The sequence below is a fragment of the candidate division WOR-3 bacterium genome (assembly GCA_011052815.1).
GTDB lineage: Bacteria > Hydrothermota > Tepidihabitantia > SM23-42 > SM23-42 > DRIG01.
The window spans coordinates 1-24729 of sequence record DRIG01000087.1 but is presented as its reverse complement, the minus strand read 5'-3'; the positions used below and the strand labels follow the sequence as shown (position 1 = coordinate 24729).

Here is a 24729-nt window from a genome sequence, read left to right as displayed (position 1 = left end):
TATCAGGCGGTATTGGTGTTTGTGGGGATCTATTCGAACAACTACATTATCAGCAGTGGTAGTCCTGAGGCGGCGGCGCTTGCCGATTATCTGCAGAATCAGGGTGGTCGGATGTACTTGGAAGGCGGTGATGTCTGGTATTATGATCCGTTGTACAGTGGTGGTTATGATTTTGGTCCGCTTTTCGGGATCAATGCGACGGCTGACGGTTCAGGAGATTGTGGTCCGGTTGCCGGGCAGACCGGTACATTTACAGTCGGGATGAACTTCAGTTATGGTGGTGAGAACAACTGGATGGACCATATTTCGCCGACCAGTACCGGGTTTTTGATCTTCCGTGATACGGACAACAGTTATGATTGCGGGGTTGCGAATGATGCGGTTACGTACCGGACCGTAGGTTTATCGTTTGAGCTTGGTGGGTTGACTGATGGTACTCCGCCTTCGACGCGTCGTGCATTGGTTGATTCGATCATGAAGTTTTTCGGGATCATTCTCAATCCTGGTGTTGAGGAGCTTGGTGGTGGTGATTTGCCGTTACGTACGATGATGGGAGTGGTCTATCCGAATCCGGTGGTCAAGCGTTTGACGATTGAGTATCAGTTGGCGTCGAGTGCGGATGTGAGTTTATGTGTTTATGACGCGGTTGGTCGTTTGGTGCGGACAGTGGTGCGTGGTGCGGCGGCGCCCGGGTATTACACGGCGTTGTGGGATGGTCGTGATGATCTGGGTCGTCGTGTGCCTGCGGGTGTCTATTTTGTCCGTTTTGAGACCGACGACTACTCCCGCACACAAAAAGCGATTCTCATTAAATAGAGTTGCTTTATCAGGGGTGCGCAGGGCTGATTTATTCCTTCGTACCCCTGTTCATATGAATAGTATATATTGTATATATGAAATGCCGACAAGATGTCGGTATTACGGAAAGGAGGTGATGAGAACGAAGGATAATATATTGATCCAGCTGGACAACATAAAATAAGGAAAGGAGAGAAGGGATGAAATATATACTTACTTTAATCATTACTCTGTCAGTCGCCGTTGCAGGTGTCATTCATCCGCAGCTGGCAGAGAAGTTGAACACCTTGGAGAATAATGAGGCGATTCAGGTCATTGTTCATATGAAGAAACAGGCGGATTGGTCTATGATATCTGAGAATGCAACAAAGGCCGAAAAGATTCTTTACCTGCAGAGCCTTGCAGAAACAGAGCAGGCCGACCTGCTGAACTACCTTGAAGGTCTCGGCGATAAGATCACGGATTTGAACACCTGGTGGATTTTCAACGGTTTAACCTTTAAGGCGACAAGAGACATTATCGAGACGGTTGCGGCACGTGAGGATGTTGATTATGTGATTGACGATTTCGTCATCACCATTGACGACGTAAAGATCGAAAAAGAAGATAACGGCGGCGGTGTAAGAACACCCGAATGGAACATTTCTATAGTAAGTGCACCTCAATGCTGGAACGATGGATATGATGGCAACGGAATCATTGTGGGTAATATGGATACCGGCGTTGATGTGAACCATCCTGCACTTGCCGGAAAATGGATTACAGGCGGCTGGTATGATGCGGTCAACGGACAGAGTACTCCTTATGACGACCATGGTCATGGAACCCACACAATGGGAACGACATGCGGCGGTGACGGCAACGGTTCATTCACCAATGATATCGGGGTTGCACCGGGTGCAAACTTTATATGTGCAAAGGCATTTAATTCAAGTGGTTCTGGACAGGCGACCTGGATACATAACTGTTTCCAGTGGTTTGCAGGTCAGAATGCAGTCGTCGTAGGAAATTCCTGGGGGTCGAGTGCCACGACATCGACAGAATACTGGAATGATTGCGAAAACTGGCGTAATCTCGGCATCTATCCGGTTTTTTCAATCGGTAACAGCGGCCCTGGTTCAGGCACTGCCGGCACCCCGGGTAATTTTCCGATCGTCACCGGTGTAGGTGGTACTGACAGTAATGACAATATGTACTACTATTCAAGCCGTGGTCCTGCTCCTGACCAGTATCCCTGGAATGATACCACGTACTGGGAGAGGCCTGATTGGGATTTGATCAAACCCGATATTGCAGCACCTGGACAGAGTGTTCGTTCATCTCTGCCTGGTGGTGGTTACGGTCAGATGAGCGGTACCTCGATGGCATGCCCTCATGTCACCGGCGCAGTCGCGATCTGTCTTCAGAAGAATCCGAGTCTGGATTACAGGACTCTGTATAACATTCTGCTCGATAATGCGGATCACCCTGCACAGGGCGGTTCTTATCCGAATAATAATTACGGCTGGGGCAGATTGAATGTCTATGCCGCACTTCAGGCCATACCACAGGGGAATAATCCGAATCTTGTTCTCAGTCATACTGAAGTGGTCGGCGGTAACGGCAACGGCATCCTTGATCCCGGTGAAGATGCGGGGATCGTCTGCTACATCAGGAATACAGGAAGCGAGGCGGCGACGAACACCCAGGCCACGCTGCGTACCAGTGATTCTTATGTGACGGTCACAGATTCAACGACCAACTATGGAACCATTGCTGCAGGAGATTCCGCGAACAACAGTTCTGATCCCTTTGATGTCAGTGTTTCTGCTTCATGCCCGGTGGGCCATCAGATTGCATTCGACCTCTACATCGTCTGTGCCGAGAGTTCCTGGACAAGGAGTTTCAGCCTCACCGTGGGAAATCCGGGCCAGGACTATGCCACGCATGACTGCGGCAATGTCAAGCTGACCGTGACCCGCTACGGTGCGATCGGCTTTATGTCCAGCGCCGGTGTTCAGGGTAGTGGCTTCTGGTATCCGATAACCGGTTCCAATCATCTCTACTATGCATCGTTCGCCGCAGGTACGGACGCCAATTATGTGGTGGACCGCTATTATGAGGTGAACCAACAGGACGACACTGACTGGGAGACCACGACCAATCCCGACGGCAAAGTGCAGATGTACGAGCCCGGTCCGAACAACTTCGATGAGTATGCGACGGCGCGTTATGATGATTCAGGCCATCCTACGCCTCAGGGGCTTTTGTGTTTGCAGTATTCCTGGGCCTGGGATGATGCGACGGCGAATGATTTTGTGATTATGAAGTTTTCGATGATCAACGAGGGTTCGTCGACGTTGAGTGATTTATATGCGGCGATTTTTGTGGATTGGGATATTGGCAATTATTCGAACAATCAGGGTTCATCAGAGGTGGCGCGTAATTTGACGTGGATGTATGAGACGACGCCGTATGTCGGGGTGGCGATACTGGATCCGCCGCGTTCGACGCCGGCGGCGAATTTGGCGTTGATTGATCATGATTTATATGTGTATCCGAACAGTGGATTACAGGACAGCATCCAGATAAAGTTTATGGATGGTACGATTCAGAATCCTTCGTCGAATCGTGCGTATGATTGGTCGACGTGTAATTCAGCGGGTCCGTTTACATTGGCGCCTGGTGGTTCGGCGGTGGCGGCGTTTGCGATTGTTGGTGGTGACAATTTAGCGGATTTACAGGCTAATGCGGATACCGCCTACAACCGCTACTGGAACTGGCCCGGCGTGGCGGAAAAACCCGCAGACGCCTCTGTGTCAGATATCGCACTCTATCCGAGAATCTCACGGGGTAATTCCTATACACTTTCATATAACTTCAATGCAAAGACACCGGTGCGTGTCTCTGTTTATGACGCCGGCGGCCGCCTTGTTCAGGATATGGATTACGGTACGGTTCAGGGGGCAGGTGAATTCTCGTTCAGTTTGAAGAACTGTGCTACGGGTGTCTATTTTGTTAAGATCGAGAGCGGCAGTAGAACACAGACCGCGAAGGTAATCTGGCTGAAGTAATCGAGAATAGAACAGACAGGGCTGGATCGGTTTTTGATGATTGTCAAAAGTCGGGACAGCCCTGTTATTTTTTCATACTTGTGAGTCTTCTTATATAGTCTTTTACCTCTTTGACCCCCAGCATAAGGCAGATAAGATAGAAGAGAATAAAAGAAGATACTACACTCAACAGCAGGGTGACTGCCTGACCGGCGAAAGAAAGACCGATGATGGTCGTCAGATACTTATTCAGGCCCAGACTTAGAAAACCGGCTGCACCCGAGGCGATGAGCAGGAAGATAAAATACTTTATCAAAGGTGCTGTTTTAAATCCGCCGATCTTTCCAGGCAAGAAGTAGAACAGGATGGAAAGATTCAAGAAAGAAGAGATCGTGGTGGAAAGGGGAAATGCCCTGAAACCGATGAATCGCATCAGGATGAGATTCAGGATGATATTGACTCCGACCGCGGCAAAACTTGCATACATCGGAGTTCTGGCGTCTTTGTAGGCATAGAAGACCGCCGCGACATTACGTATCCCCGCGATAAAGGGAATCCCGATCACATAGAGAATCAAAGCCTGGGTCGTGGCCCAGGTGTCAAAGGGTGTAAATTTACCCCTTTCATAGATTATTTTCGTGATCGGATATGACAAAAAGGCGATGATGATTCCGGCGTATACCGTGAGGAAGAAGACCAATTTCAGCGAGTCGAAGAATGTTTCTTTCACTGCGGTATGGTCTTCAGCAGCGACACACTGAGACAGTGTCGGCAGAGCGACGGTTCCCACGGCGATACCGAAGAGGCCCAGGGGCAGATGCATGATTCTGAAGGCATAATTGAGCCAGGTCATACTTCGTTCCTGGAGCAGCGAGATCAAGATCGTGTCCACCGTGACATTTATACGGGACGCCGCCAGTCCGATCGCCACCGGTAAAAAGAGTTTGAATATCCTTTTAATATTCGGGTCGGTGAAACTCAGATGGAATCGATAATGAAATCCTTTTTTAAACAGCATCGGCAGTTGAACAGAGAATTGCATCAGGCCGCCGAGCAGGACCCCTATCGCCATTCCGAAGATCGGTTCAACCCCCTGGTTGACCAGATAACTGAAGAGGATGACCGGAACCGCGATTGAAAAGATATTGAAGAAGGCGGGTGCCAGTGATGGTACAAAAAATTCCTGTTCGGTATTGAGATAACCCATTGCCCAGGCGGCAAAGGCGATGAAGAGCAGGAACGGAAAGATCACTGCGGTGAGCCGCGCCGTCAAATCTATTTTATCAGGGATCGAACCGAAGCCAAAGGCGACGATTCTGACGATATAAGGAGAAAAGATTATTCCTGCGACAACAACAATTCCAGCAGTAATGAGTAAGATATTGAAGACATTGCTGGCAAGAAGATTCTGCTGTTCTTTTCCCTTCTGCTTTTCTTCGGTTAATACCGGAATGAAAGCGGCGGAGAGTGCGGTCTCCGCAAAAAGATCCCTGAAGAGGTTGGGAATGCGGAATGCGGCGTTGAATGCGTCGGTCGCCATTCCCGCACCAAAAAGATAAGCAAAGACCGATTCCCTGATCAGACCGAGGACACGGCTGACAGCCGTTCCGACGGTGAACGCCCTCACTCCCTTTGCAATATCAGCCATTGTCAATTATACAGAAATTGAAAATTGTGTCAATGTTAATGGGTGACCGTTGACTATTATGGAAATTTGACTATAATTAGATTCGATGAAGGAGGTTCTATGAAGAAAAAGGTCGCAATTAACGGTTTTGGAAGAATCGGCAGGCTGGTTTTCAGAATAGGATATAAAAATGAAAAATTTGATATAGTTGCAATCAATGATATCACCGATGCAAAGACATTGGCCCATTTATTAAAATACGATTCTGTTCACAGAGCATTTAATGCCGATGTGAAGGTACAGAACAGCGCGATTGTCGTCGACGGCAGAGAATATAAGATTTTTTCTGAAAAAGACCCTTCAAAACTTCCCTGGAAAGAATTGGGTATTGATTATGTAATTGAATCTTCAGGAAGATTCAGAGAGTATGAGAAGGCATCCTTACACATCAAAGCCGGCGCGAAGAAGGTGATGCTTTCAGCACCGGGTAAAGGAGAGCCGAAGATTCCGGCGTTTGTTATGGGTGTAAACGAAGAGACATACGATCCTGCAAAGGATGTCATCTTTTCCAATGCTTCCTGTACGACAAACTGCTTTGCTCCTCTGGTCAAGGTGTTACAGGATAATTTCGGAATCCGTCGTGGATTTATGACGACGGTCCATTCTTACACGAATGACCAGCGTATTCTCGACCTTCCCCATAAGGATTTACGTCGGGCGCGTGCCGCTGCTCTGTCGATGATCCCCACTTCGACCGGCGCCGCAAAGGCGATCATCGGACTCTTTCCCGAGTTGAAGGGTAAGGTGGATGCGGTTGCTTTACGTGTGCCGACTGCGGATGTTTCAATCGTTGATTTCGTCGTTGAGGTTGAGAAAGAGACGACGCGCGAGCAGGTGAATGCGGCGTTCAAAGAAGCCGCTGCAGGAAAGCTGAAGGGCTATCTCTATTATTGCGAGGAGCCCTTGGTCTCTTCCGACTTCATCGGAAACCCGTATTCTTCAATCTTTGACGCCGAACTTACAAAGGTCAATGGAAATTTCGTGAAGGTCTTCAGCTGGTATGATAATGAATGGGGGTACTCCGCAAGAATGGTTGATCTGCTCGAATATGTGATCGGGAGAGAATAATGGCGAAGCTGTCGGTGAGAGATCTGCCCCTGGAGGGCAAAAAGGTCTTTGTGCGCGTAGACTTCAATGTCCCGTTGGACAAAGAAGGACATATCACCGATGACACGAGGATCAGGGCGGCGTTGCCCACCATAAAATATATTCTGGAACACGGCGGGATTCCTGTCCTGGCGAGCCATCTCGGACGACCTAAGGGCAGGGTGGTGCCGGAATTGAGTTTGACTCCGGTCGCTGAACGGCTTGTGAAGCTGCTGAACCGAAAGGTCATCTTTGTAAAGGACTGCGTGGGTGAAGAGGTGAAAAAGATCGCGGCGGGATTGAAACGCGGTGATATCCTGCTCCTTGAGAACACAAGATTTCATCCTGAAGAGAAGAAGAATGACCCGGATTTTTCCAGGGAACTGGCTTCTTTGGCTGATCTTTATGTGAACGATGCCTTTGGAACGGCTCACCGCGCGCACGCCTCAGTGGTCGGGGTCGCTTCTTATTTTGACGAGCCGGCATGTGGTTTTCTTATGGAAAAAGAGATCGCCTATTTTGAAGATACCCTCAAGAATCCCCAGAGACCCCTGCTCGGAATCATCGGCGGTGCAAAGGTCAGCACAAAGATCGGTGTTATAAAACATCTATTGAGGACGGTTGATAATATCGTAATCGGCGGCGGTATGTGTTTTACTTTTTATCGGGCTAAAGGATATGGAATCGGAAAGTCTCTGTGTGAGGAATCCTTTATTGATGAAGCGAAAGCAATTACGGACAATTCGAAACTCTATCTGCCGATCGATGTTCTGGTCGCTGAGCGACCAGAACCCGGAGCGCAGACCAGGATTGTAGCCGCATCGTCGATACCCGACGATTATACAGGTGTTGATATCGGAGATGCATCCATATCAGAGATTTCCGCCTTAATAAAAAAATCAAAGACCATTGTGTGGAACGGACCGATGGGAATATTTGAGATCGATGATTTCAGCAAAGGTACAGAAGCCGTTGCCCGGGCGGTCGCAGAGGCGACCGACCAGGGTGCAATCTCTATTGTGGGCGGTGGTGATACGGTCGCCGCCTTGTCGAAATATAATCTTCTTGACAGGGTAAGTCATGCTTCAACCGGCGGCGGTGCTTCACTCGAGTATTTAGAAGGCAAGGAGCTGCCGGGCATCAAGATATTAAAGGACAAATAACAATGGAACCGATTATTGCCGGTAACTGGAAGATGAACAAGAATCCTGCTGAATCAAGGGTGCTTGTTCAAAAGATTCTGGAACTCATCGGTGAGGTGAAGGGGCGTGAAGTCATCATCATTCCGCCTTTCACATCACTCCCTCACGTTGCGGAAATTATCAGAAACAGTTTTGTTAAACTCGGCGCCCAGAATATGCACTGGGAAAGGAGCGGTGCCTATACCGGTGAGATCTCCGGTCTTTTTCTCAAAGAACTGGGGTGTGAATACGTGCTGATCGGACACTCGGAACGGCGGCACATAATGGGTGAGACCGATGAGATGCTCAACAGAAAATTGAAGACGGCGCTGGAGATCGGATTGATTTCGATATTCTGCGTCGGTGAGACCGAAGAAGAACGTGCCGCGGGCAGAACCAGGGAAGTGATTCTTCAACAACTGAATAAAGGGCTCAAGGATATTGAAAACGAGGTGCATAAGATAATTTTCGCTTATGAACCTGTATGGGCGATCGGTACGGGCAAGACCGCGACGCCGGCGCAGGTCGTTGAGGTGCATGGTTTTATAAGATCCCATCTAAAGAAACAGAGTACGATTCTCTACGGCGGCAGTGTCAAGCCGGAAAATGTCGATACCTTAATGATGGAAAAAGAGATCGACGGAGTACTTGTCGGCGGCGCAAGCCTGAAACCGGAGAGTTTCGCCCGGATAGTAAATTTCTCGACATAAACGGACCAGATATAGAAACACCAATTAGTCATTTACTCCCCAACAAAATTACCCCTTGACATTTATACTTGTTTTAATATAATATTATAGAATAAGTTAAATTAATTTTACTTATTTATTTGAGGAGGTTTATGAAATTACCTAAATGGATTGAAAAGAGATACGACGAACTATGGCAGGCATTTCAGGGTCGAACTTTTCGAACTTCGGATGCAGCCCGGGTTCTTAAGGAGAAATTTAAGGATGGAGAAGATCAGGTAAATGTTGTTCTTGCTGAGTTGCGCAAATCTGGCTGGCTCATTGCCCGGCCTGACCCTGCGGATGCAAGAAAAAGGTTGTATCAACTCAAAGGAAGGGATGAACTCCTGTCTCAAACTCTCCTTTTAAATAGAAAGAAACATTTAAGCAGGGGCGAACTCGAGGCGTTCCTTAAGAAGGCAGCTGATCTGATCAGGACCAGGGTCGATTATACCTTTATCCTGGTTCTTCTTTTCTATAAACGAATCTGTGACAAATGGAAGATGGAGTATGAACTGGAATACAAGAAGGCAGTTGATGACGGACTATCACCGGAAGAAGCCAGAAAAGAGGCGAAGGATGCAGCATACCATGATTTTGATATTCCTGATGAATTTCTCTGGGATGAAATAAGAAAGGATCCGGCCCGGATTGCGGAAAATTTTTCCAGGGCAATGAAGGTGTTTGGAGAAAGAAATCCAGATGTCCGGGACATCTTCGAAAATGTTGATTTTGTTCAGTTTACGAGCAATCGGGAAAATGCCGAGATTTTGAGACAGCTGGTAGAACTTTTCAGCGCCCAATCCCTTCATAATGTCTCACCGGATATCCTTGGTGATGCCTATGAGTGGATTCTCAGATATTTTGCCCCGCAGAAGGCAAAGGAGGGTGAAGTCTATACCCCGAGAGAGGTGATCGAACTAATTGTAAAAATTCTCAGCCCCAAACCAAAGCAATCAATCTATGATCCAGCCGTAGGCTCAGCTGGTATGCTTATCTTATCGTATCAGTATGTCAAAAGACAATCAGGAAAAGATGCAGCAGATAAGCTTTTTCTATATGGACAGGAGGCGAATTATAAAACTCTTGCCCTTGCCAAGATGAATCTTTATATCCACGACATCAGAAATGCCAATCTATATCTTGGCGATACTCTCCGCTTTCCCAAAACTAAAGAAGGGTCACACCTAAAGAAATTCGATATCGTGATTGCCAATCCACCCTGGAATCAGGACGGGTATAACGAAGAGGAGTTGAAAAAAGGTGAGTTCTGGCAGGAGCGGTTTGGATACGGTTTCACGCCAAGACAGTCCGCAGACTGGGCCTGGATACAGCATATGCTGGCATCTGCCGATGATACCGGCGGTAAGGTTGGTATTGTAATTGATAATGGTTGCCTTTTTCGGGGTGGAAAAGAAAAGGCAATCAGAAAAGGGGTTATTGATGATGACCTGTTAGAATCAGTTATTCTTTTACCTGAAAAACTCTTTTATAATACCGGTGCTCCGGGTGCAGTTCTTATTTTTAATAAGAAAAAACCCAGGCAAAGAAAGAATAAAATTCTTTTCATCAATGCCTCGCAGGAGTTTGAAAAACATCCTGAGGTTCGTAAACTGAATCGTTTAGGAGAGAAAAATCGCGAGAAGGTTGTCAGGGCTTACAAAGAATTTTCAGAAGAGAAGGGATTTTCAAGGATTGTTGAAAAAGATGAAATTGAAGACAATGATTACAACCTCAATGTCACCCTCTATGTCTATCCCGAAGAGGAGATTGAAGAGATTGATATTGCAAAGGAATGGAAGGAATTGAAAACTATTGATAAAGAGATTGCCAGAATTGATCAGAAAATTGCCGAATATCTTAAGGAATTGAAATATGAATAGGATAAAGTTATTACGAGGAATTTTGACAATCCCCCTTCCTCAATGTCTGTCTGCCCGGGTCTGTGATGGAAGGTGAAGTAATGTTCAAGCCGAACTTCAGATACACCCACAAGATTGTTAATCTCCTCACAAAAATCTCTGCGGCTCGAGAGGTGGTTCTGAACTCGCCCTTGATTCCCAGATGGGAGGTTGCCCTGAGACGCGAAGCGATAATCCGAAGTGCCCATTCTTCGACCCATATCGAGGGCAATAGATTGAATCTGGAACAGGTGAGTAAACTCGCCCGGGGCAGGAAGATAACCGCTACCAGAAAGGATAAGCAAGAGGTTTTAAATTACCTGGCGGTGCTAAAAAATCTTGAGCGTCTTATCTCTGGGGATAATCCTACTGTAAAGGATATTTTAAGAATTCACCGCCTGGTTACAAAAGGGACGCTTGAGCATAAAGAAGACTGTGGAGCGTTTCGTACCCGCTATGTTGTGGTGGGGAATCCGGTGACCGGTGAGGTCTATTTTCGACCGCCGCCGAATAAAGATGTTCCGGGGTTGATCAAGGAGCTGGTTGATTGGATGAATTCAAAAGAGGCCAATGAAATTGAACCGGTTGTTGAAGCGGGTATTGTCCATTATGAATTTGTGAGAATCCATCCGTTTATTGATGGTAACGGCAGGACTGCGAGAGTGCTGGCGACCTGGATTCTTTATAAACGGGGTTTTGATACCAAACAATTTTTCGCTCTTGATGACTATTATGATTCGGATCGGCCGGCATATTACGCGGCTCTACAGAGTGTTAATCAATCGACCCTTGATTTAACGAAATGGCTCGAATACTTTACAGAGGGAGTTTATATAAGTGTCCAGGCAGTGAAGGAAAGGGTAATTCGACTCAGCAGTGAAAGGTTACGCAAGGCAAAGCGAGGACAGATCGCCCTGACCGAGAGGCAGATGAGGATTGTGGAGTTTATTAATCAAAATGGAAAGATTACAAACAGAGATGTGCGTGGGATGTTTAAAATATCGAATCGAGCCGCCCTGGATGAAATCAACAGATTGCTGAAGTTAGGGGTCTTAAAGTCTGTTGGTAAAGGCAGGAGTGTACATTATGAACTGGCTTAGCGCTTCACGATTAGCTTCACGATTAGCTTCACGATTAGCTTGGTCCGATCGTGGATTTCAGGCATTAAAATTCCTGTCTCCTCGAAGGGCGGGGCAATGGACAGGCAAAATAATGAATCCCCCTTTAGCCATAGTCTGTAGGAACATCTTGCTACCTATGATAATGACATTTAACAGGTATATAAAGGATGAAATCTTATTAAGGAGGGTGATATGACGCTTTTTTCCGAACGCTACGGCTATAAAAAAATTAAGATGTTGAAGAAAGACGAAATGCCGTTGTCGACAAAAAATAAAATATTAAATTTGATTTATGAATATTTATATAAAGAAATTCTTGATGATTTCTTCATAGATAACCACTTTGCAGATTCACCTGCGCTACGTTTTGCAAAATATGTATGGACTGATTTTTTCAATGGTAGCCTCTTCGAGGTTGATAACATTAAGTCACGCCGCATCATAGATAAAGTATGTAAAGCTTCTTCAAAACTTAAATGGTTTGAGATCTACGATTATATAGAATTTATTTTGAAAAATCACTCTGATAGAAAAAAAATGCGACATCTTAAGAAAGATATTTTGAACCTACTTAAGATGGAAAGAATGCAATATACAATAATAAATAATCGAATATGTCCATCGAAGAGAGAGAATGAAGAAGAAATTAAAGAAATCGAAAAGGCTCTCAACATTCCCGACAAATTCGAACCCGTTCGAAAACATCTATCCAAGGCATTGGTTAAATGGTCAGACAGAAAAAATCCTGATTATGAAAACTCGATAAAAGAATCAATCAGTGCAGTGGATGTATTAGTCCAGATTGTTCTCGGAAAAGAAGGTAAGTTTGGTAAACTTATTAAAGAGTTAAAAGTACATCCTGCTTTAGCAGAGGGTTTCAGGAAATTATACGGTTGGACATCGGATGATCCGGGGATTAGACATACTAAAAATAAAGAACCACTAAGCTGTGGTGAACCTGAAGCCAGATATATGCTCATTACCTGCTCTGCGTTTGTGAATTATGTGATAGAGAAGCTATCTTTTGAAAGGAGGGTAGAAGAATGAAATCTTACCCCAGATTAGATGATCCTATGCTTAATTTGGTTTTCTCTATATACCATAATCCTGGTGTTTATGCATTACTTATAGGCTCTGGGGTCTCCAGAACTGCCCGGATACCTACGGGTTGGGAGGTAACCCTGGATTTAATCAGAAAGACGGCTAAATTGCACGATGTTGAGCCTGAAGACCCGGAAAAGTGGTATATTGAGAGTTTTGGTAAAGAACCTGATTATTCAGAATTATTAGAGTTCTTGGCAAAAACTCAACACGAACGGAAGGCTTTGTTAAATGCGTATTTTGAACCTTCTCAGGAGGAAATTGATAGTGAAATCAAAGTACCCACTAAAGCCCATATCGCAATTGCCTCGCTTGTCAATCAAGGATATATCAGGGTGATTTTAACAACCAACTTTGATCGCCTTCTTGAACAAGCTTTGGAAAAAGAAGGCGTCATACCGGATGTTATATATAATGAAGATACACTTAAAGGAATAGTTCCTTTAATTCATTCCAAATGTATGATAATTAAGCTCCATGGTGATTATAAAGATACACGAATTAAAAATACATCCCAAGAGCTCGCACACTACTCGAAAAAAATGAACGAATTACTTGATAGAATTTTAGATGAATTTGGTCTTATTGTTTGCGGTTGGTCTGGACAGTGGGATACAGCATTGAGAGGAGCAATTTTAAGGTGCCCGTCGCGGCGGTTTACTACTTATTGGGCATATAGAAATAGCTTAACCACAGAAGCTGAAGATATTATAAAACATCGAAGAGCAACAAAAATCCATATTGAAGACGCTGATAGATTTTTTACTGAACTGAAAGAAAAAATTGCGGCATTGCAAAAGATTGAAGAACCGCACCCATTTTCAATCGAGATTGCTGTCGAAAGAATGAAAAAATACTTGAGCGAAAATAAATATGGTATTGAATTACAAGATCAGATTAATAACGAAGTTGAAAAACTTTACTCAGAAATATCATCTGATAAGTTTGATACTACAATAGATGCAACGAAGGAAAATTTCCAGAGGAGATTAAAACAATACGAATCTGTTTCATCAATTCTGATTGCATCAATGTGTGCCCTTTCTTATTATGATGAGAAGGAGAAATATGCTTATTTATTGACTTCCACATTAGAGAGGCTCAGCAAGCAACCTTATCAGTCGTATAAACAGAAGTTTCATGGTCTTGAACTCTATCCTGCGTTGTTGCTGATATATTCTACTGGAATATCTGCCTTAGCGAGAAAGCACTACAAATATTTAGCGGCTGGTCTACTTGAGGGAAGATATAAAGACTACAATGGTAAGTACTACCCATTGCTAAGGAAATTTCATATTAGAAATATCTTTAATCGTGATACTTACAAATGGGTTCCCTTACCCAATGTGGAGCGTAGAGACACACCTGAACACGAGCATATTTCTAATGTACTTAGAGAATTTTTACTTAAATATTTGCCGGATGATGATAAGTATCAAGAAATTTTCGATATTTTTGAATACTTATTAGGACTAATTTATAGTACTGTACCTGCCATTTTTAAACCACCCTTTGGTTGTTTCCTCTTGCGCTATACAGAAGTCGGAGAAAGTGTCAATTTGGATGCGATTGATGATTTCTTTAAACGAGGATTATCTGATGGATTACTCGAAGCAGGATTTTTTGATGGTTCCATCGAAAAACTCCAAAAAGCTCGAACGGACTATGATGGTTATTTAAAAACTATACCGCTGTGGCAATGATGGAGACAAGGAAATGAAGAAAGAATTTAAGCAAATCGAGACTGGTAAAATCCCAAAAGGATGGGAGTTGCATTTGAAATTGTGTGATTTTAGATTGGCGGATTGAAAAATGGATGCGGAAGAATTAAAAAAACGGACGAAAAAGTTTGCTTTAAACGTTATAAAACTGGTTGAAAAGTTCCCGAAGACAAAAACTGGCGATATTATTGGACGGCAACTTCTAAAGTCTGCAACATCGGTTGGAGCAAACTATCGATCAGCTTGTCGTGCTCAGTCTCATGCCCACTTTATTTCAAAAATAAGTATAGTCGAAGAAGAATCAGATGAATCACTTTATTGGTTGGAATTAACCTTGGAATCAAACTTAGCAGAGAGAAAAATTGTGTTAGATTTAATAAATGAAGCCAATGAATTGACTGCCATTTTTTCTTCTTCAAGACAAACAGCAAGGAGCAGGAGATGGAACGCAAAGATTGGAAAAAAGTAAGCATTGGCAAAATTTGTAACGTAGAGACAGGTACGACACCCAGCACAAAAGTTAAAGACTACTGGGAAGATGGGTTAATTAAATGGGTTACTCCGACAGACTTAAGTAAGTTAGGCGGAAAGATGACTATTAAAGACACTGAACGAAAAATAACCGAGCAAGCTGTGACTGACTTTTCTTTAAAAGTAATGCCAAAAGGATCAATTATAGTTTCTTCGAGAGCTCCAATTGGATACATAGCAATATTGGAAGATGCTATGGCCTTTAACCAGGGCTGTAAAGGGTTAATTATTAGGAACCAGAATGAAATCGATAACTTCTATCTGAGCTACCAATTGCTTACAAAAGTAAATAAGATGAAATCTTTGGGGACTGGTTCTACCTTTTCCGAAATCTCGAAATCTCAAATCGAAAATCTTCAAGTTTTTCTCCCCCCTCTTACCGAGCAGAAAAAGATTGCGGAGATTCTGAGTACTGTTGATGAGGCGATTGAGAAGGTGAATGAGGCGATTAAGAAAACGGAAAGGTTGAAAAAAGGGTTGATGCAGGATCTTTTGACAAAAGGAATCGGACATAAGGAATTTAAAGATACCGAGATAGGAAGGATACCGAAGGAGTGGGTATATTCAACATTAGGCGAATTGATTGAAGTCCATGATAGTAAAAGAATTCCTCTAAGTGAAATGGAAAGAGCAAAGAGAAAAGGTAAATACCCTTATTGCGGTGCTAACGGCATTATGGATTATATAGATGACTATATTTTTGATGGTGAATTTTTATTGATCGCTGAGGATGGTGGGGCTTATGGTAAATTTGAGAATTCATGTTATCTTATGAATGGAAAATTTTGGGTAAATAACCATGCGCATATTATTAAAGCTAAAGATAATCAGACTATAAATAAATTTCTATTTTATATGCTAAATTTTCAGGATCTGCGCCCATACATAGTGGGTTCAACGAGAAGAAAGCTGAATCAAGAATATCTGCGGCAGATTTATCTTCCCCTCCCACCTCTTACCGAGCAGAAGCAGATTGCAGAAATTTTGGGGACGGTTGATGAACGGCTGGAAGTGCTGAAAAATAAGAAACAAAAGTTTGAAAAAATTAAGAAAGGTCTGATGAATGACCTTTTGACAGGAAGAAGGAGGGTGAAAGTATGAAGAATACTGAAATTTTCTTAGAAATTGCCAAAACAGATTTAAAAGCGGCAAAGTGTTTATATGAGGCTCGATTATATCCGCAGGCAATATTTTTCCTTCAGCAATCTGTTGAAAAAATGATGAAGGCATTTGGATCAATAGACTCTGATTTTTCCCTTGATATTTTAAAGAATAAAGTTGGACATAAACCATTTATGGTTTTTGTTGTATCAATTAAACAATTCGTCAAAACATTTGAGGAAAAAAGCGGAGTATCGACTTCGGACACGATATCTGGTGTTTTTCAACAAAATCCTAATGATTTTATGGTCCAAGTAAAGAGATATGAAAAGTTATATCTTCGAGTTGGGAAAATTAAGGGCTTGTCGACATTTGTGCTCCGAACATATCTTAAAAAAATTGTTAATCAAATCCGTAATCCACAGTTTTTATCAAAAAGTGATCATGAAACAGAAGCGTTTATTTCCTCTATAGAGAAATTCTTGAAACAAAAATTTGTAGGGTATTCAAACCAAATTGATACAATGTGTTCGACACTTAATAAGTATTTACATAATATTGCTAATGCTTTAGGCCCTTTAACTTTTCTAATACTCATCCTCCCGGCAAGTTGTGTACAAGATACAAGGTATCCTACCGAAACATCAAACCCATTAGACTTATACAAATTTGATCATTCTTTAGTAAAATCATTCGGTGAGGTAACAGAAATTTGTGATTTTGTAATTGGCCGTTTAGGAGATTTTTTTACTATGTATAAGGAGATAGATAACATTGAGGGGCAGGTGTAAGAATGCTTATATCTTCCTATAAAAGTTCGCTACATTGCACTCATAATGATGGGGTAAGAAATGGCTAAATTCGACGAAAAATCTCTTGTCGAAGATTATATAATCAAACGGCTTCAGGAAAAAGGCTGGTGGTTTGTTCCTGCTGATGAATTGGACCGGGAGAGTTATGAAGAGCCGCTTCTAATTTCCAATCTTATAAAGGCACTGGTCAGGATAAATGAAGATTTGAATGTCGAAGATGAAGAGGTCAATAAGGTTGTGAATGAGTTGAAATTAACCGGAACCGGTATCGAAGGGGCAAAGAAAATTTTGGATTTTTATAAATTTGGTGTTCCAGTTAAGTTTGAAAAGGATAAGGTCGTTAAATATATAAAAATTTTTGATTATGAAAAAATTGAAAATAATGAATTTATTATAACCAGACAGGTTTATTATTATGGAAAAGAGCATATTAGAACCGATATTATATTGTATATTAATGGCATTCCCTTGGTGAATATTGAATGTAAGGATCCAACCCGACCCGGTGGTTCGTGGTTTGATGCCTATAAACAGATTAAAGATTATGAGAATAATGTTCCTGAATTATATAAATATATTCAGATAGGTATTGCGGTTGAAAGTAAAGCCAAATATTTTCCGATTATTCCCTGGTTGAATATAGAGCAGATAAAGGTTACTGAATGGCGAGAGGAGAACAAAGATTCAATCGATTCAACGATTGAGATGTTATTAAGAGATAGATTACTCGATATTATCAGAAATTTCCTCTTTTACCGGGTGGAGTATGGTGAATCGACCAAGGTGATCACACGATATATGCAGTATCGGGCAGCGAATAAGATAGTCAATAGGGTCTTGGAGTCTATAGGGTCGGGAGAGTCTAAGGGGTCAATAGAGTCGAGAGGGTCAGAAGGGTCGAGAGAGTCTAAAGGGTCAATAGAGTCGAGAGGGTCAAGGGGGTCTGGGGGGTCGAAAAATCGTGGTTTAATCTGGCACTGGCAGGGTAGCGGCAAGACCCTGACAATGATCTTTGCTGCAAATAAGCTGTTTTATGCTAAAGAACTTGAGAATCCGTCGATATTCTTTATCGTTGATCGGCTGGAACTCGAAGACCAACTATACACGGAATTCTATTCGCTTGATATAACCGAGCCTGAGATTATCGGTTCAATTGAAGAATTGAAAGATGTCCTTAGTTTTGATGATTATCGGGGTAAGCGCGGGATTTTTGTTACCCTTATCCATAAATTCCGTCCTGAAGAGTTGAAAGACCTGCAGCAGTACATTGAAATACAAGTCGGAGATAAAGAGACCATAGTAAACCGACACAATGTAATTGCGTTTATTGATGAGGGACATCGAACTCAATATGGTATTCTTGCCGCCCAGATGAAAGGGATCCTTAAGAATGCTTTCTTTTTTGCTTTTACCGGAACACCAATTTCAAAACGCGGTAAGGATACCTATCTGGAATTCAGTTATCCGGATAAGAAAGAATTTTACCTTGACCGATATTTTATAACCGATTCAATTCGGGATGGCTTCACAGTAAAGATTGCTTATCAACCAAGGCTTGAGCATTTACATTTGAAGAAAGATATGCTTAATGCTTTCCTGGAAATTGAACAGGAAGAAATACCTGAGGATATGAAATCGATCGTTGAGGATGGATTGAAGAGAAGACTCAATGTCATAAATCTTTTTCTTGAGAATCCGGAACGAATAAAAAAAATTGCTGAAGATATCGCCGAACATTTTAAGAAGAATGTTGATGGCAGATTCAAGGCGATGGTTGTGACGGGAAGCCGTGCTGCCTGCGTTCAATATGAAAAAGAACTGAGTAAATATTTCCCTGAGGACTATTATGAGGTTGTATTGACACCGCAGAGTAAAAGGGTAGAGGTTGTAGAATATGTCAGGGAGACACGGGAAAAATACGGGTGGAAGGAATTTCGTGATATCGTGAAGGAAAAAATCAATAAATTTAAAGAGGAAGAAAAGCCAAAAATTTTAATCGTCACCAATATGCTTCTCACCGGTTTTGATGCACCGATATTACAGGTTATGTATCTTGATAAACCACTGAAAGAGCATAGATTACTGCAGGCAATAGCCAGAACCAATAGACCCTATAAGGGTCTTAAAGAAGCCGGAATTATTATTGACTATGTTGGTATACTCAAGGAATTCAAGAGGGCACTTGAGATGTATAGCACCAAGGATATTGAGTATGCATTATGTGACTTTGCGAGTATAAATAAAGAGTTTATTGCCCTCATCAATGAACTTAAAGGGCTGTTTGGTGAGTGCTTTTTAAATTACGATCGTAAAACCCTGCACAATGCTATTGAAATTATTACGACCAGGCCTGAGGTCGAAGAGGAATTTGCTGGTAAATATCGTCGGTTAAGGAATATATTTGAAATCCTTGGGCTCAGCGAAACCAAACTTGAATATTTAAATGCCTATAAATGGCTTTCAGCAATCTACACCTATTATATGAAGGTGGTTATCAGAAAGCCGAGTATTGAACCGTTAGTGCAGAAATATTATGACAAGACAATTAAATACATCCATAAATCGACTGAGATAGAGAAGTTAGAACGCAGCCTTCCAATCATCACCTTTGATGAAAAGTTTTTAGAGAAACTTGAAGAGGCGGTTAAGACAAAAGAAGAAAAGGCGGCAAACATTCTCTTTACTTTACAGAGATTTGTCTTGGTGGAGAAGTATAAAGATCCAGTTTATGAATCCCTGGCAGAACGGGTGGAGCGATTGGTTGAACTGTGGCGGGAGAAGACCAAAGATTATGAGAAAATCTACGCTGAAGGTTCTATAATAATTACTGAAATAAAAAATCTGAAGCAGAGGCAACGAGAGTTTGGTTTTTCTAATCTTGAATATTCAATCCTGCTGACATTTGAAGAGTCATTGAGAAAAGATAAAACATTGGTTGTAAAGGTAAAGGAACTGATGGAGGAAATTAAAGAGGATATGTTTCCGGGCTGGATAAATCAGGTTACTGCAAGGAAAAAAATTGCGCGTAAGATTAGACGGTATATTCGAAGATTCAAGAGTGAATATAATCTAAGTCTGGAAGAGATAGATTATCTATATAATAGAATAGTTGAAAGGGTCGAAAATTATGGCACCAGGGGAGATTAAATATAAAACTCGCTATCGAGGTATAAAATATCCGAGGTTGGAATTTAAAACTGGAAGTTTAGAATTGATTCTGCCCTATAATTATAAACCTGAAGTATTGGTATCAAAACACCGCCAGTGGATAGATAGGAAAACAAGATTCATCAAGGCTTGCCTCAAAGATTCAAAAAACAAGAAGATTATAAAGCGAAGTATGGACGAGTTCCGAAGTCTTGCTAAACTATTAGCAATGGATTCTGCAGGTGAGTTGAGAGTTAAAATAAATGGCGTTTTCTTTAGACCAATGAAAACTAAATGGGCAAGTTTCAGCAAAAAGAGAAATCTGACCCTCAATACGCTAATGAAGTTTTTACCTGAGCGTCTAATCAAATACATAATCTATCACGAAGTTACCCACCTTCTTGAAAGACATCATAATGAAAACTTCTGGAAGGTGATATCTAAAAAATATCCCGACTACCCACGATATGAGAAATCACTATTTTCTTATTGGTTCAGGTTGCATAACAGCAAAATGGAAAAACTGACCGAATAATGGTAATGGAATTAGCTCCTGAAATTGCAGCTTATCAATGCTTGACAATTTCTATAAAATGGCTATAATTAGCACGATGTTTTTAATCAAGGAGAAGATATGTACGCGGTGATTCAGATTTTACATGTGATCGTCTGTGTGTTGCTGATCATTGTGGTTCTGATGCAGCAGACAAGAGGCGGTGGTATGTCGAGTGTTTTCGGCGGAGGAGGCGGTTCAGACGTGCTTTTCGGCGGAAAAGGAGCGACTCCCTTCTTTGTCAAATTGACCGCGGGATTGGCGATAGGATTTTTTATCACTTCGCTTACCCTCGTGTTGCTTTCACGTCGGGCAAGGCCGACGAGCGCGATAGAAAAAGGTTTACAGGAAATGCCCGTACCAGTTATGCCTGAACAGGGAGCACCGGCCATTCCCCAGCAGGAACAGCCGGTCATTCCCGAAGAACCGGCTGGAGGTGGAAATTGATGTTTGCGGTTATCAAGACAAGCGGCTACCAGTATCTGGTGAGTAAAGGAGAGAAGATCCTCATCCCGGCGCGGATTGCGTCAGAAGGGGAGACCGTGGAGTTTGATAATGTTCTGATGATAAAGGATAACGGAAAGACCGAATTCGGTCAGCCCTATATCAAGGGAGCCAGGGTGAAGGGTGTCGTCAGAAAGGTCGGAAGGTCGCCCAAGGTCATTGTCTTCAAGTTCAGACGCAGAAAGAAATATCGACGGAAAAGGGGCCATCGTCAGGACTTCAGTGAGGTTGAAATCACTGAAATAAAAAAGTAGGAGTAAGATATGGCACATAAAAAAGGTGTAGGCGCATCAAAGAACGGCCGTGATTCTGCAGGTAAGAGATTAGGGGTGAAGAGATTTGCAGGTCAACTCGTAAACGCCGGGACTATAATCATACGTCAGCGCGGTACCCGCATTCACCCCGGTCTGAACGTCGGTATGGGAAGTGATTATACCCTTTACGCCCTGACCGACGGCAGAGTGAAATTCGGTTATACAAAAGGCGGCAGAAGAATAGTTTCCGTAATTTAATCTCTCTTTTCCTTTTATTCCCTGAGAGATTTTTTCGTTGAGGTTTACTACATTTTTCCTTGACTTTCCATTAAATCGAATCATAATTGTATATATTCAATTTCAACAATGAAAGGAGAGAGATATGACCATTCTTGTTTTCTGTTTGTTCCTTCAGATTCCTTACCCGGCTCAACCGGACTGGGAGTCCATTGACAATGATTATACAACAGGTGGCGCACTCGTTGATATTGATCTGGACGGAGATATAGATTTTGTCACTGGAAACGGAAACGACATGGCGCAGGATCCGAACCGGGTCTATTACAATCTCGGTGATTCTTTGGAAACGGTCGCTTCCTGGAGTTCCTCTGATGTCGGCTACAACGCCCATATTTCGGTCGGTGATATAAATTACGACGGTTATCCCGATCTCGCGGTCGCCAATTACGGAGACCCTTATACACCTCAGTATGACAAGTTCTATTACAATCAGGCAGGAACATATCAGGCTAATTCATCCTGGAGACCTCATGATCTGGATAATTCATTCGGCTGCGCCTTCGGAGATATGGACGGTGACGGTGATCTCGATCTCGCGGTCGCCTGCGGCGAAGATTACGGAGACAGTCTGCAAAAGGCGAAGGTCTATCTCAATTCAAACGGCGTACTTGATACCCTGCCGGTATGGGAATCAAACATAGAATCCTATTTTTATGATGCAGCCTGGGTGGATATCGACAACGACGGCGACCTTGATCTTGCACTGGCGGGTATGCATAGAAAAAATTTGATTTACAGAAACGACGGCGGAATGCTGGAATCATCGCCTTACTGGAGTTCAGCCGGTTCCTTGGGGACGATAAAACTCGCCTTTGGAGACGTCGACTCTGACGGTGATCTGGATATGGTCTGTGCAAACAACGGGCAGACCGGCGGAGCGAGTAATTGTGAACTTTATTTGAACAACGGCACAACCCTTGATTCGACGCCGTCCTGGACGAGTCAGAACCTGACCTACTATTCCTGCGTGGCGCTGGGCGACGTGGATTATGATGGTGACCTCGATCTTGCAGCCGGTGGATGGTGGGAATCGGTTAAGGTCTTTGAGAACAACGGAGGTACATATCCCCAGACACCTTCCTGGGAATGGCTGCCTTCAAATCCGTATGAACTCGTCTGTGAAAATATCTGTTTCGGAGATATCGACAACACCCTGCCGTCCCAGGTGTTTGATGAAATACATATCGTGGATGCGGCAAAGAGGGTTTTTTATCTCAATAACCGCTGGATAAAGAATGTCAGTCGTATAAGAAGAACCAGTGGTGAGCTGAGTCGTGATGAGTACTGTTTTTCTTATACAGACGGCTGGATCTCGGTCGCCGACCTCTTTGCCCAGGAAGAGACGTTGTTCGTCGACTATACATATTCAAAAGACCTTGATTTACTTGTAACGAACTGGCATGCCGCCAGAGGGAATTTTCTTTTCTTCAATCGGTATGCCGGTTCAAGCGACGAGCTGGTGAACAGAGATATTAAAAAAGAGATCAGATTCCCGACTGTAAACAGAGGTGTCTTTTTCATTGAGTCTGACCTCGATGATATCTCTTTCCGGATATTCGACGCTTCAGGCAGGTTCATAAGCGCCGCAAATGGTGCAAGAGTTGTACTCGACAGACCCGGTGTTTATTTCATCCGGATCTTCGACGGTGAAAAAGAAGTAGCGGAGAGAAAAGTAGTGGTTCTTCATTGACATTCTTCGGGTTTGTGGTATAATCCTTTAGAGGAGGTAATTGATGAAGAAGACGGCGGGACTGTTTTTAATAATTTTTGTTGTTCTTTCTTACGGTGATGTTGTCTATGAGATGTCGACGGTCACCAGGGGAATGATGGGGATGGGTGATAGTAATTCGAATGTCCGTGTTTTCATAAAAGGTGATATGTCAAGAACCGAGATTACTCCCATCGATACTGCAATCCACGGCGTTCCTGATGCCGTTATTATGCGTCTTGATAAAGGTGTTATATGGGTGCTCGACGATGAACATAAAGAATATTCAGAGACCGTGATCAACGAGACGGCAGACATCCCGGCTTCGGCAGGGGATAGTGAGGCCGTAAAGTTGCCGGAGATCAAGGTGGAAAAGACCGGCAATAAAAAGGTCATTCTGCAAAAAGAATGTGAAGAAGTGACGCTCTCCATGTCTCTGGACGCCGACGGCGGAGATTTGAGTTTGACCCAGACCCTCTGGGTGACGACGGATGTGCCGGGGTATGAAGAACTCAGCTGTTTCACTGAAAAGGTCACGGCACTTGGTGTTACCATGAGTTCTTCCAGCCTTACGGCTGATAAAAAAGCCTATCATGCCTTTCAGCAGAAGTTGAATGAAATCGAAGGTTTTCCTCTTGAAACGGATATTTCCATGAGTATGGGTTCTGTAACCTTCTCTGTCACCAATACCATAACAAAGATTGATACGATTTCGATCCACCCGCGGGTCTTCGAGATACCCGCAGGTTATACCTTAAAAAAAGAAGAATAGAACCGTTCTTTATCCAATGAAGGCGGGCGGATTTCCTTTAAAACAGAGTGAGCGGCAGCGCATTTCTCCTTGTCTGGGAATAAAAAAGGTGATTTTGTGTATAATAGTGTAGAAAGTGATGAGATTCTGATCGAGCGGGTTAAAAAAGGAGATATTGAAGCATTCAACCCTCTGGTCGAACGATACAAACTGCCGCTTTACAAGGTGATGTATCGAATGGTCTTTAATCGGGATGATGCCGAAGATTTGGTTGAGGAGGCTTTTATCAGGGCATTCAGAGCGATTAAAAGATTTGAGACGGGAAGATCATTTTATGCCTGGCTGTGCCGCATTGCCGTGAACAATGCAATAAATTTTTTAAAGAAAGAGAGGCGCGATAAAATGCAGTCGATAGATAAAATCGAATATTCTTTGACGGCGAAAAAGGGAAATCCGGTTGCAATGACACGTGAAAAGATTTTAAAAGAGAAGATTACCACGGCGATGGCGAAATTGCCGGAAGAATACAGAACCATTCTAATCCTTCGTGTCGAAGAGAGTTTTTCCTATGAAGAGATAAGCAGATTGCTTAAGATTCCAAGGGGTACAGTGATGTCCCGTCTTTCCCGCGCACGTCGGAAACTGAGGGAAATTTTTGAAACACTGGGGGTGCAGGAGAGATGAAGTGTAATTTTTCTGCAGAACTTTTAAG

At 43.1% G+C, this 24729-nt stretch carries 21 protein-coding genes; 20 read left to right on the top strand and 1 reads right to left on the bottom strand.

Annotated features, from left to right (window positions below):
• Nucleotides 1-15 precede the first annotated feature (15 nt).
• Together ENI34_08265 and ENI34_08260 are read left to right on the top strand one after the other, a co-directional pair.
• Entirely contained in the window at nucleotides 16-816 is an 801-nt protein-coding gene (locus tag ENI34_08265; protein ID HEC79117.1) for a T9SS type A sorting domain-containing protein, read from the top strand.
• 182 nt (nucleotides 817-998) lie between these two features.
• Entirely contained in the window at nucleotides 999-3851 is a 2853-nt protein-coding gene (locus ENI34_08260; protein ID HEC79116.1) for a T9SS type A sorting domain-containing protein, read from the top strand.
• 64 nt (nucleotides 3852-3915) lie between these two features.
• On the opposite strand, the gene murJ is transcribed toward ENI34_08260, so the two are convergent.
• Nucleotides 3916-5478, bottom strand: coding sequence for a murein biosynthesis integral membrane protein MurJ (gene murJ / locus ENI34_08255; GenBank protein HEC79115.1), 1563 nt, complete (start codon nucleotides 5476-5478; stop codon nucleotides 3916-3918).
• A 99-nt stretch (nucleotides 5479-5577) separates the two neighbouring features.
• On the opposite strand from murJ, the gene gap reads away from it, so the two are divergent.
• From gap to ENI34_08165, 18 genes are all read left to right on the top strand, one after another.
• Nucleotides 5578-6585 (top strand): type I glyceraldehyde-3-phosphate dehydrogenase, encoded by a 1008-nt coding sequence (gene gap, locus ENI34_08250; GenBank protein ID HEC79114.1) that lies wholly within the window; start codon nucleotides 5578-5580, stop codon nucleotides 6583-6585.
• Nucleotides 6585-7766 (top strand): phosphoglycerate kinase, encoded by a 1182-nt coding sequence (locus ENI34_08245; protein ID HEC79113.1) that lies wholly within the window; start codon nucleotides 6585-6587, stop codon nucleotides 7764-7766. The genes gap and ENI34_08245 overlap by 1 nt, the downstream gene beginning before the upstream one ends.
• Nucleotides 7767-7768: 2 nt before the next feature.
• Nucleotides 7769-8494 (top strand): triose-phosphate isomerase, encoded by a 726-nt coding sequence (locus ENI34_08240; protein ID HEC79112.1) that lies wholly within the window; start codon nucleotides 7769-7771, stop codon nucleotides 8492-8494.
• A 131-nt stretch (nucleotides 8495-8625) separates the two neighbouring features.
• On the top strand, nucleotides 8626-10395 hold the full coding sequence (locus ENI34_08235; GenBank protein HEC79111.1) for an SAM-dependent DNA methyltransferase: 1770 nt from the start codon (nucleotides 8626-8628) through the stop codon (nucleotides 10393-10395).
• An 80-nt stretch (nucleotides 10396-10475) separates the two neighbouring features.
• On the top strand, nucleotides 10476-11513 hold the full coding sequence (locus ENI34_08230; protein HEC79110.1) for a Fic family protein: 1038 nt from the start codon (nucleotides 10476-10478) through the stop codon (nucleotides 11511-11513).
• 213 nt (nucleotides 11514-11726) lie between these two features.
• On the top strand, nucleotides 11727-12581 hold the full coding sequence (locus ENI34_08225; protein HEC79109.1) for a hypothetical protein: 855 nt from the start codon (nucleotides 11727-11729) through the stop codon (nucleotides 12579-12581).
• Complete coding sequence (locus tag ENI34_08220; protein ID HEC79108.1) at nucleotides 12578-14338, top strand: hypothetical protein; 1761 nt, start codon at nucleotides 12578-12580, stop codon at nucleotides 14336-14338. Before ENI34_08225 ends, ENI34_08220 begins: the two co-directional genes overlap by 4 nt.
• A 109-nt stretch (nucleotides 14339-14447) precedes the next feature.
• A complete protein-coding gene (locus ENI34_08215; protein HEC79107.1) occupies nucleotides 14448-14825 on the top strand; it encodes a four helix bundle protein in 378 nt (125 codons plus the stop codon).
• On the top strand, nucleotides 14798-15988 hold the full coding sequence (locus ENI34_08210) for a restriction endonuclease subunit S (protein ID HEC79106.1): 1191 nt from the start codon (nucleotides 14798-14800) through the stop codon (nucleotides 15986-15988). Before ENI34_08215 ends, ENI34_08210 begins: the two co-directional genes overlap by 28 nt.
• Nucleotides 15985-16779 carry a HEPN domain-containing protein gene (locus ENI34_08205; protein HEC79105.1) on the top strand — a complete coding sequence of 265 codons (795 nt, stop codon included), beginning with the start codon at nucleotides 15985-15987 and terminating at the stop codon, nucleotides 16777-16779. Before ENI34_08210 ends, ENI34_08205 begins: the two co-directional genes overlap by 4 nt.
• Nucleotides 16780-16839: 60 nt before the next feature.
• Entirely contained in the window at nucleotides 16840-19947 is a 3108-nt protein-coding gene (locus ENI34_08200) for an HsdR family type I site-specific deoxyribonuclease (protein HEC79104.1), read from the top strand.
• On the top strand, nucleotides 19928-20482 hold the full coding sequence (locus tag ENI34_08195) for a M48 family peptidase (GenBank protein ID HEC79103.1): 555 nt from the start codon (nucleotides 19928-19930) through the stop codon (nucleotides 20480-20482). Before ENI34_08200 ends, ENI34_08195 begins: the two co-directional genes overlap by 20 nt.
• Nucleotides 20483-20581: 99 nt before the next feature.
• On the top strand, nucleotides 20582-20947 hold the full coding sequence (gene secG / locus ENI34_08190) for a preprotein translocase subunit SecG (GenBank protein HEC79102.1): 366 nt from the start codon (nucleotides 20582-20584) through the stop codon (nucleotides 20945-20947).
• On the top strand, nucleotides 20947-21258 hold the full coding sequence (rplU, locus tag ENI34_08185) for a 50S ribosomal protein L21 (protein ID HEC79101.1): 312 nt from the start codon (nucleotides 20947-20949) through the stop codon (nucleotides 21256-21258). The genes secG and rplU overlap by 1 nt, the downstream gene beginning before the upstream one ends.
• A 9-nt stretch (nucleotides 21259-21267) precedes the next feature.
• Nucleotides 21268-21516 (top strand): 50S ribosomal protein L27, encoded by a 249-nt coding sequence (locus tag ENI34_08180; GenBank protein HEC79100.1) that lies wholly within the window; start codon nucleotides 21268-21270, stop codon nucleotides 21514-21516.
• 124 nt (nucleotides 21517-21640) lie between these two features.
• Nucleotides 21641-23248, top strand: a complete 1608-nt coding sequence (locus ENI34_08175; protein HEC79099.1) for a hypothetical protein — start codon at nucleotides 21641-21643, stop codon at nucleotides 23246-23248.
• Between the two features lie 43 nt (nucleotides 23249-23291).
• Nucleotides 23292-24038, top strand: a complete 747-nt coding sequence (locus ENI34_08170) for a DUF4412 domain-containing protein (GenBank protein HEC79098.1) — start codon at nucleotides 23292-23294, stop codon at nucleotides 24036-24038.
• A 69-nt stretch (nucleotides 24039-24107) separates the two neighbouring features.
• Complete coding sequence (locus tag ENI34_08165) at nucleotides 24108-24701, top strand: sigma-70 family RNA polymerase sigma factor (GenBank protein ID HEC79097.1); 594 nt, start codon at nucleotides 24108-24110, stop codon at nucleotides 24699-24701.
• Nucleotides 24702-24729 lie beyond the last annotated feature (28 nt).

Coding starts and splice junctions, on each gene's coding strand:
- ENI34_08195 (HEC79103.1), top strand. CDS start 19,928: ATGGCACCAGGGGAGATTAAATATAAAACTCGCTATCGAGGTATAAAA.
- secG (HEC79102.1), top strand. CDS start 20,582: ATGTACGCGGTGATTCAGATTTTACATGTGATCGTCTGTGTGTTGCTG.
- ENI34_08175 (HEC79099.1), top strand. CDS start 21,641: ATGACCATTCTTGTTTTCTGTTTGTTCCTTCAGATTCCTTACCCGGCT.
- ENI34_08220 (HEC79108.1), top strand. CDS start 12,578: ATGAAATCTTACCCCAGATTAGATGATCCTATGCTTAATTTGGTTTTC.
- ENI34_08225 (HEC79109.1), top strand. CDS start 11,727: ATGACGCTTTTTTCCGAACGCTACGGCTATAAAAAAATTAAGATGTTG.
- rplU (HEC79101.1), top strand. CDS start 20,947: ATGTTTGCGGTTATCAAGACAAGCGGCTACCAGTATCTGGTGAGTAAA.
- ENI34_08170 (HEC79098.1), top strand. CDS start 23,292: ATGAAGAAGACGGCGGGACTGTTTTTAATAATTTTTGTTGTTCTTTCT.
- ENI34_08260 (HEC79116.1), top strand. CDS start 999: ATGAAATATATACTTACTTTAATCATTACTCTGTCAGTCGCCGTTGCA.
- ENI34_08245 (HEC79113.1), top strand. CDS start 6,585: ATGGCGAAGCTGTCGGTGAGAGATCTGCCCCTGGAGGGCAAAAAGGTC.
- ENI34_08210 (HEC79106.1), top strand. CDS start 14,798: ATGGAACGCAAAGATTGGAAAAAAGTAAGCATTGGCAAAATTTGTAAC.
- ENI34_08230 (HEC79110.1), top strand. CDS start 10,476: ATGTTCAAGCCGAACTTCAGATACACCCACAAGATTGTTAATCTCCTC.
- gap (HEC79114.1), top strand. CDS start 5,578: ATGAAGAAAAAGGTCGCAATTAACGGTTTTGGAAGAATCGGCAGGCTG.
- ENI34_08205 (HEC79105.1), top strand. CDS start 15,985: ATGAAGAATACTGAAATTTTCTTAGAAATTGCCAAAACAGATTTAAAA.
- murJ (HEC79115.1), bottom strand. CDS start 5,478: ATGGCTGATATTGCAAAGGGAGTGAGGGCGTTCACCGTCGGAACGGCT.
- ENI34_08235 (HEC79111.1), top strand. CDS start 8,626: ATGAAATTACCTAAATGGATTGAAAAGAGATACGACGAACTATGGCAG.
- ENI34_08240 (HEC79112.1), top strand. CDS start 7,769: ATGGAACCGATTATTGCCGGTAACTGGAAGATGAACAAGAATCCTGCT.
- ENI34_08215 (HEC79107.1), top strand. CDS start 14,448: ATGGATGCGGAAGAATTAAAAAAACGGACGAAAAAGTTTGCTTTAAAC.
- ENI34_08180 (HEC79100.1), top strand. CDS start 21,268: ATGGCACATAAAAAAGGTGTAGGCGCATCAAAGAACGGCCGTGATTCT.
- ENI34_08200 (HEC79104.1), top strand. CDS start 16,840: ATGGCTAAATTCGACGAAAAATCTCTTGTCGAAGATTATATAATCAAA.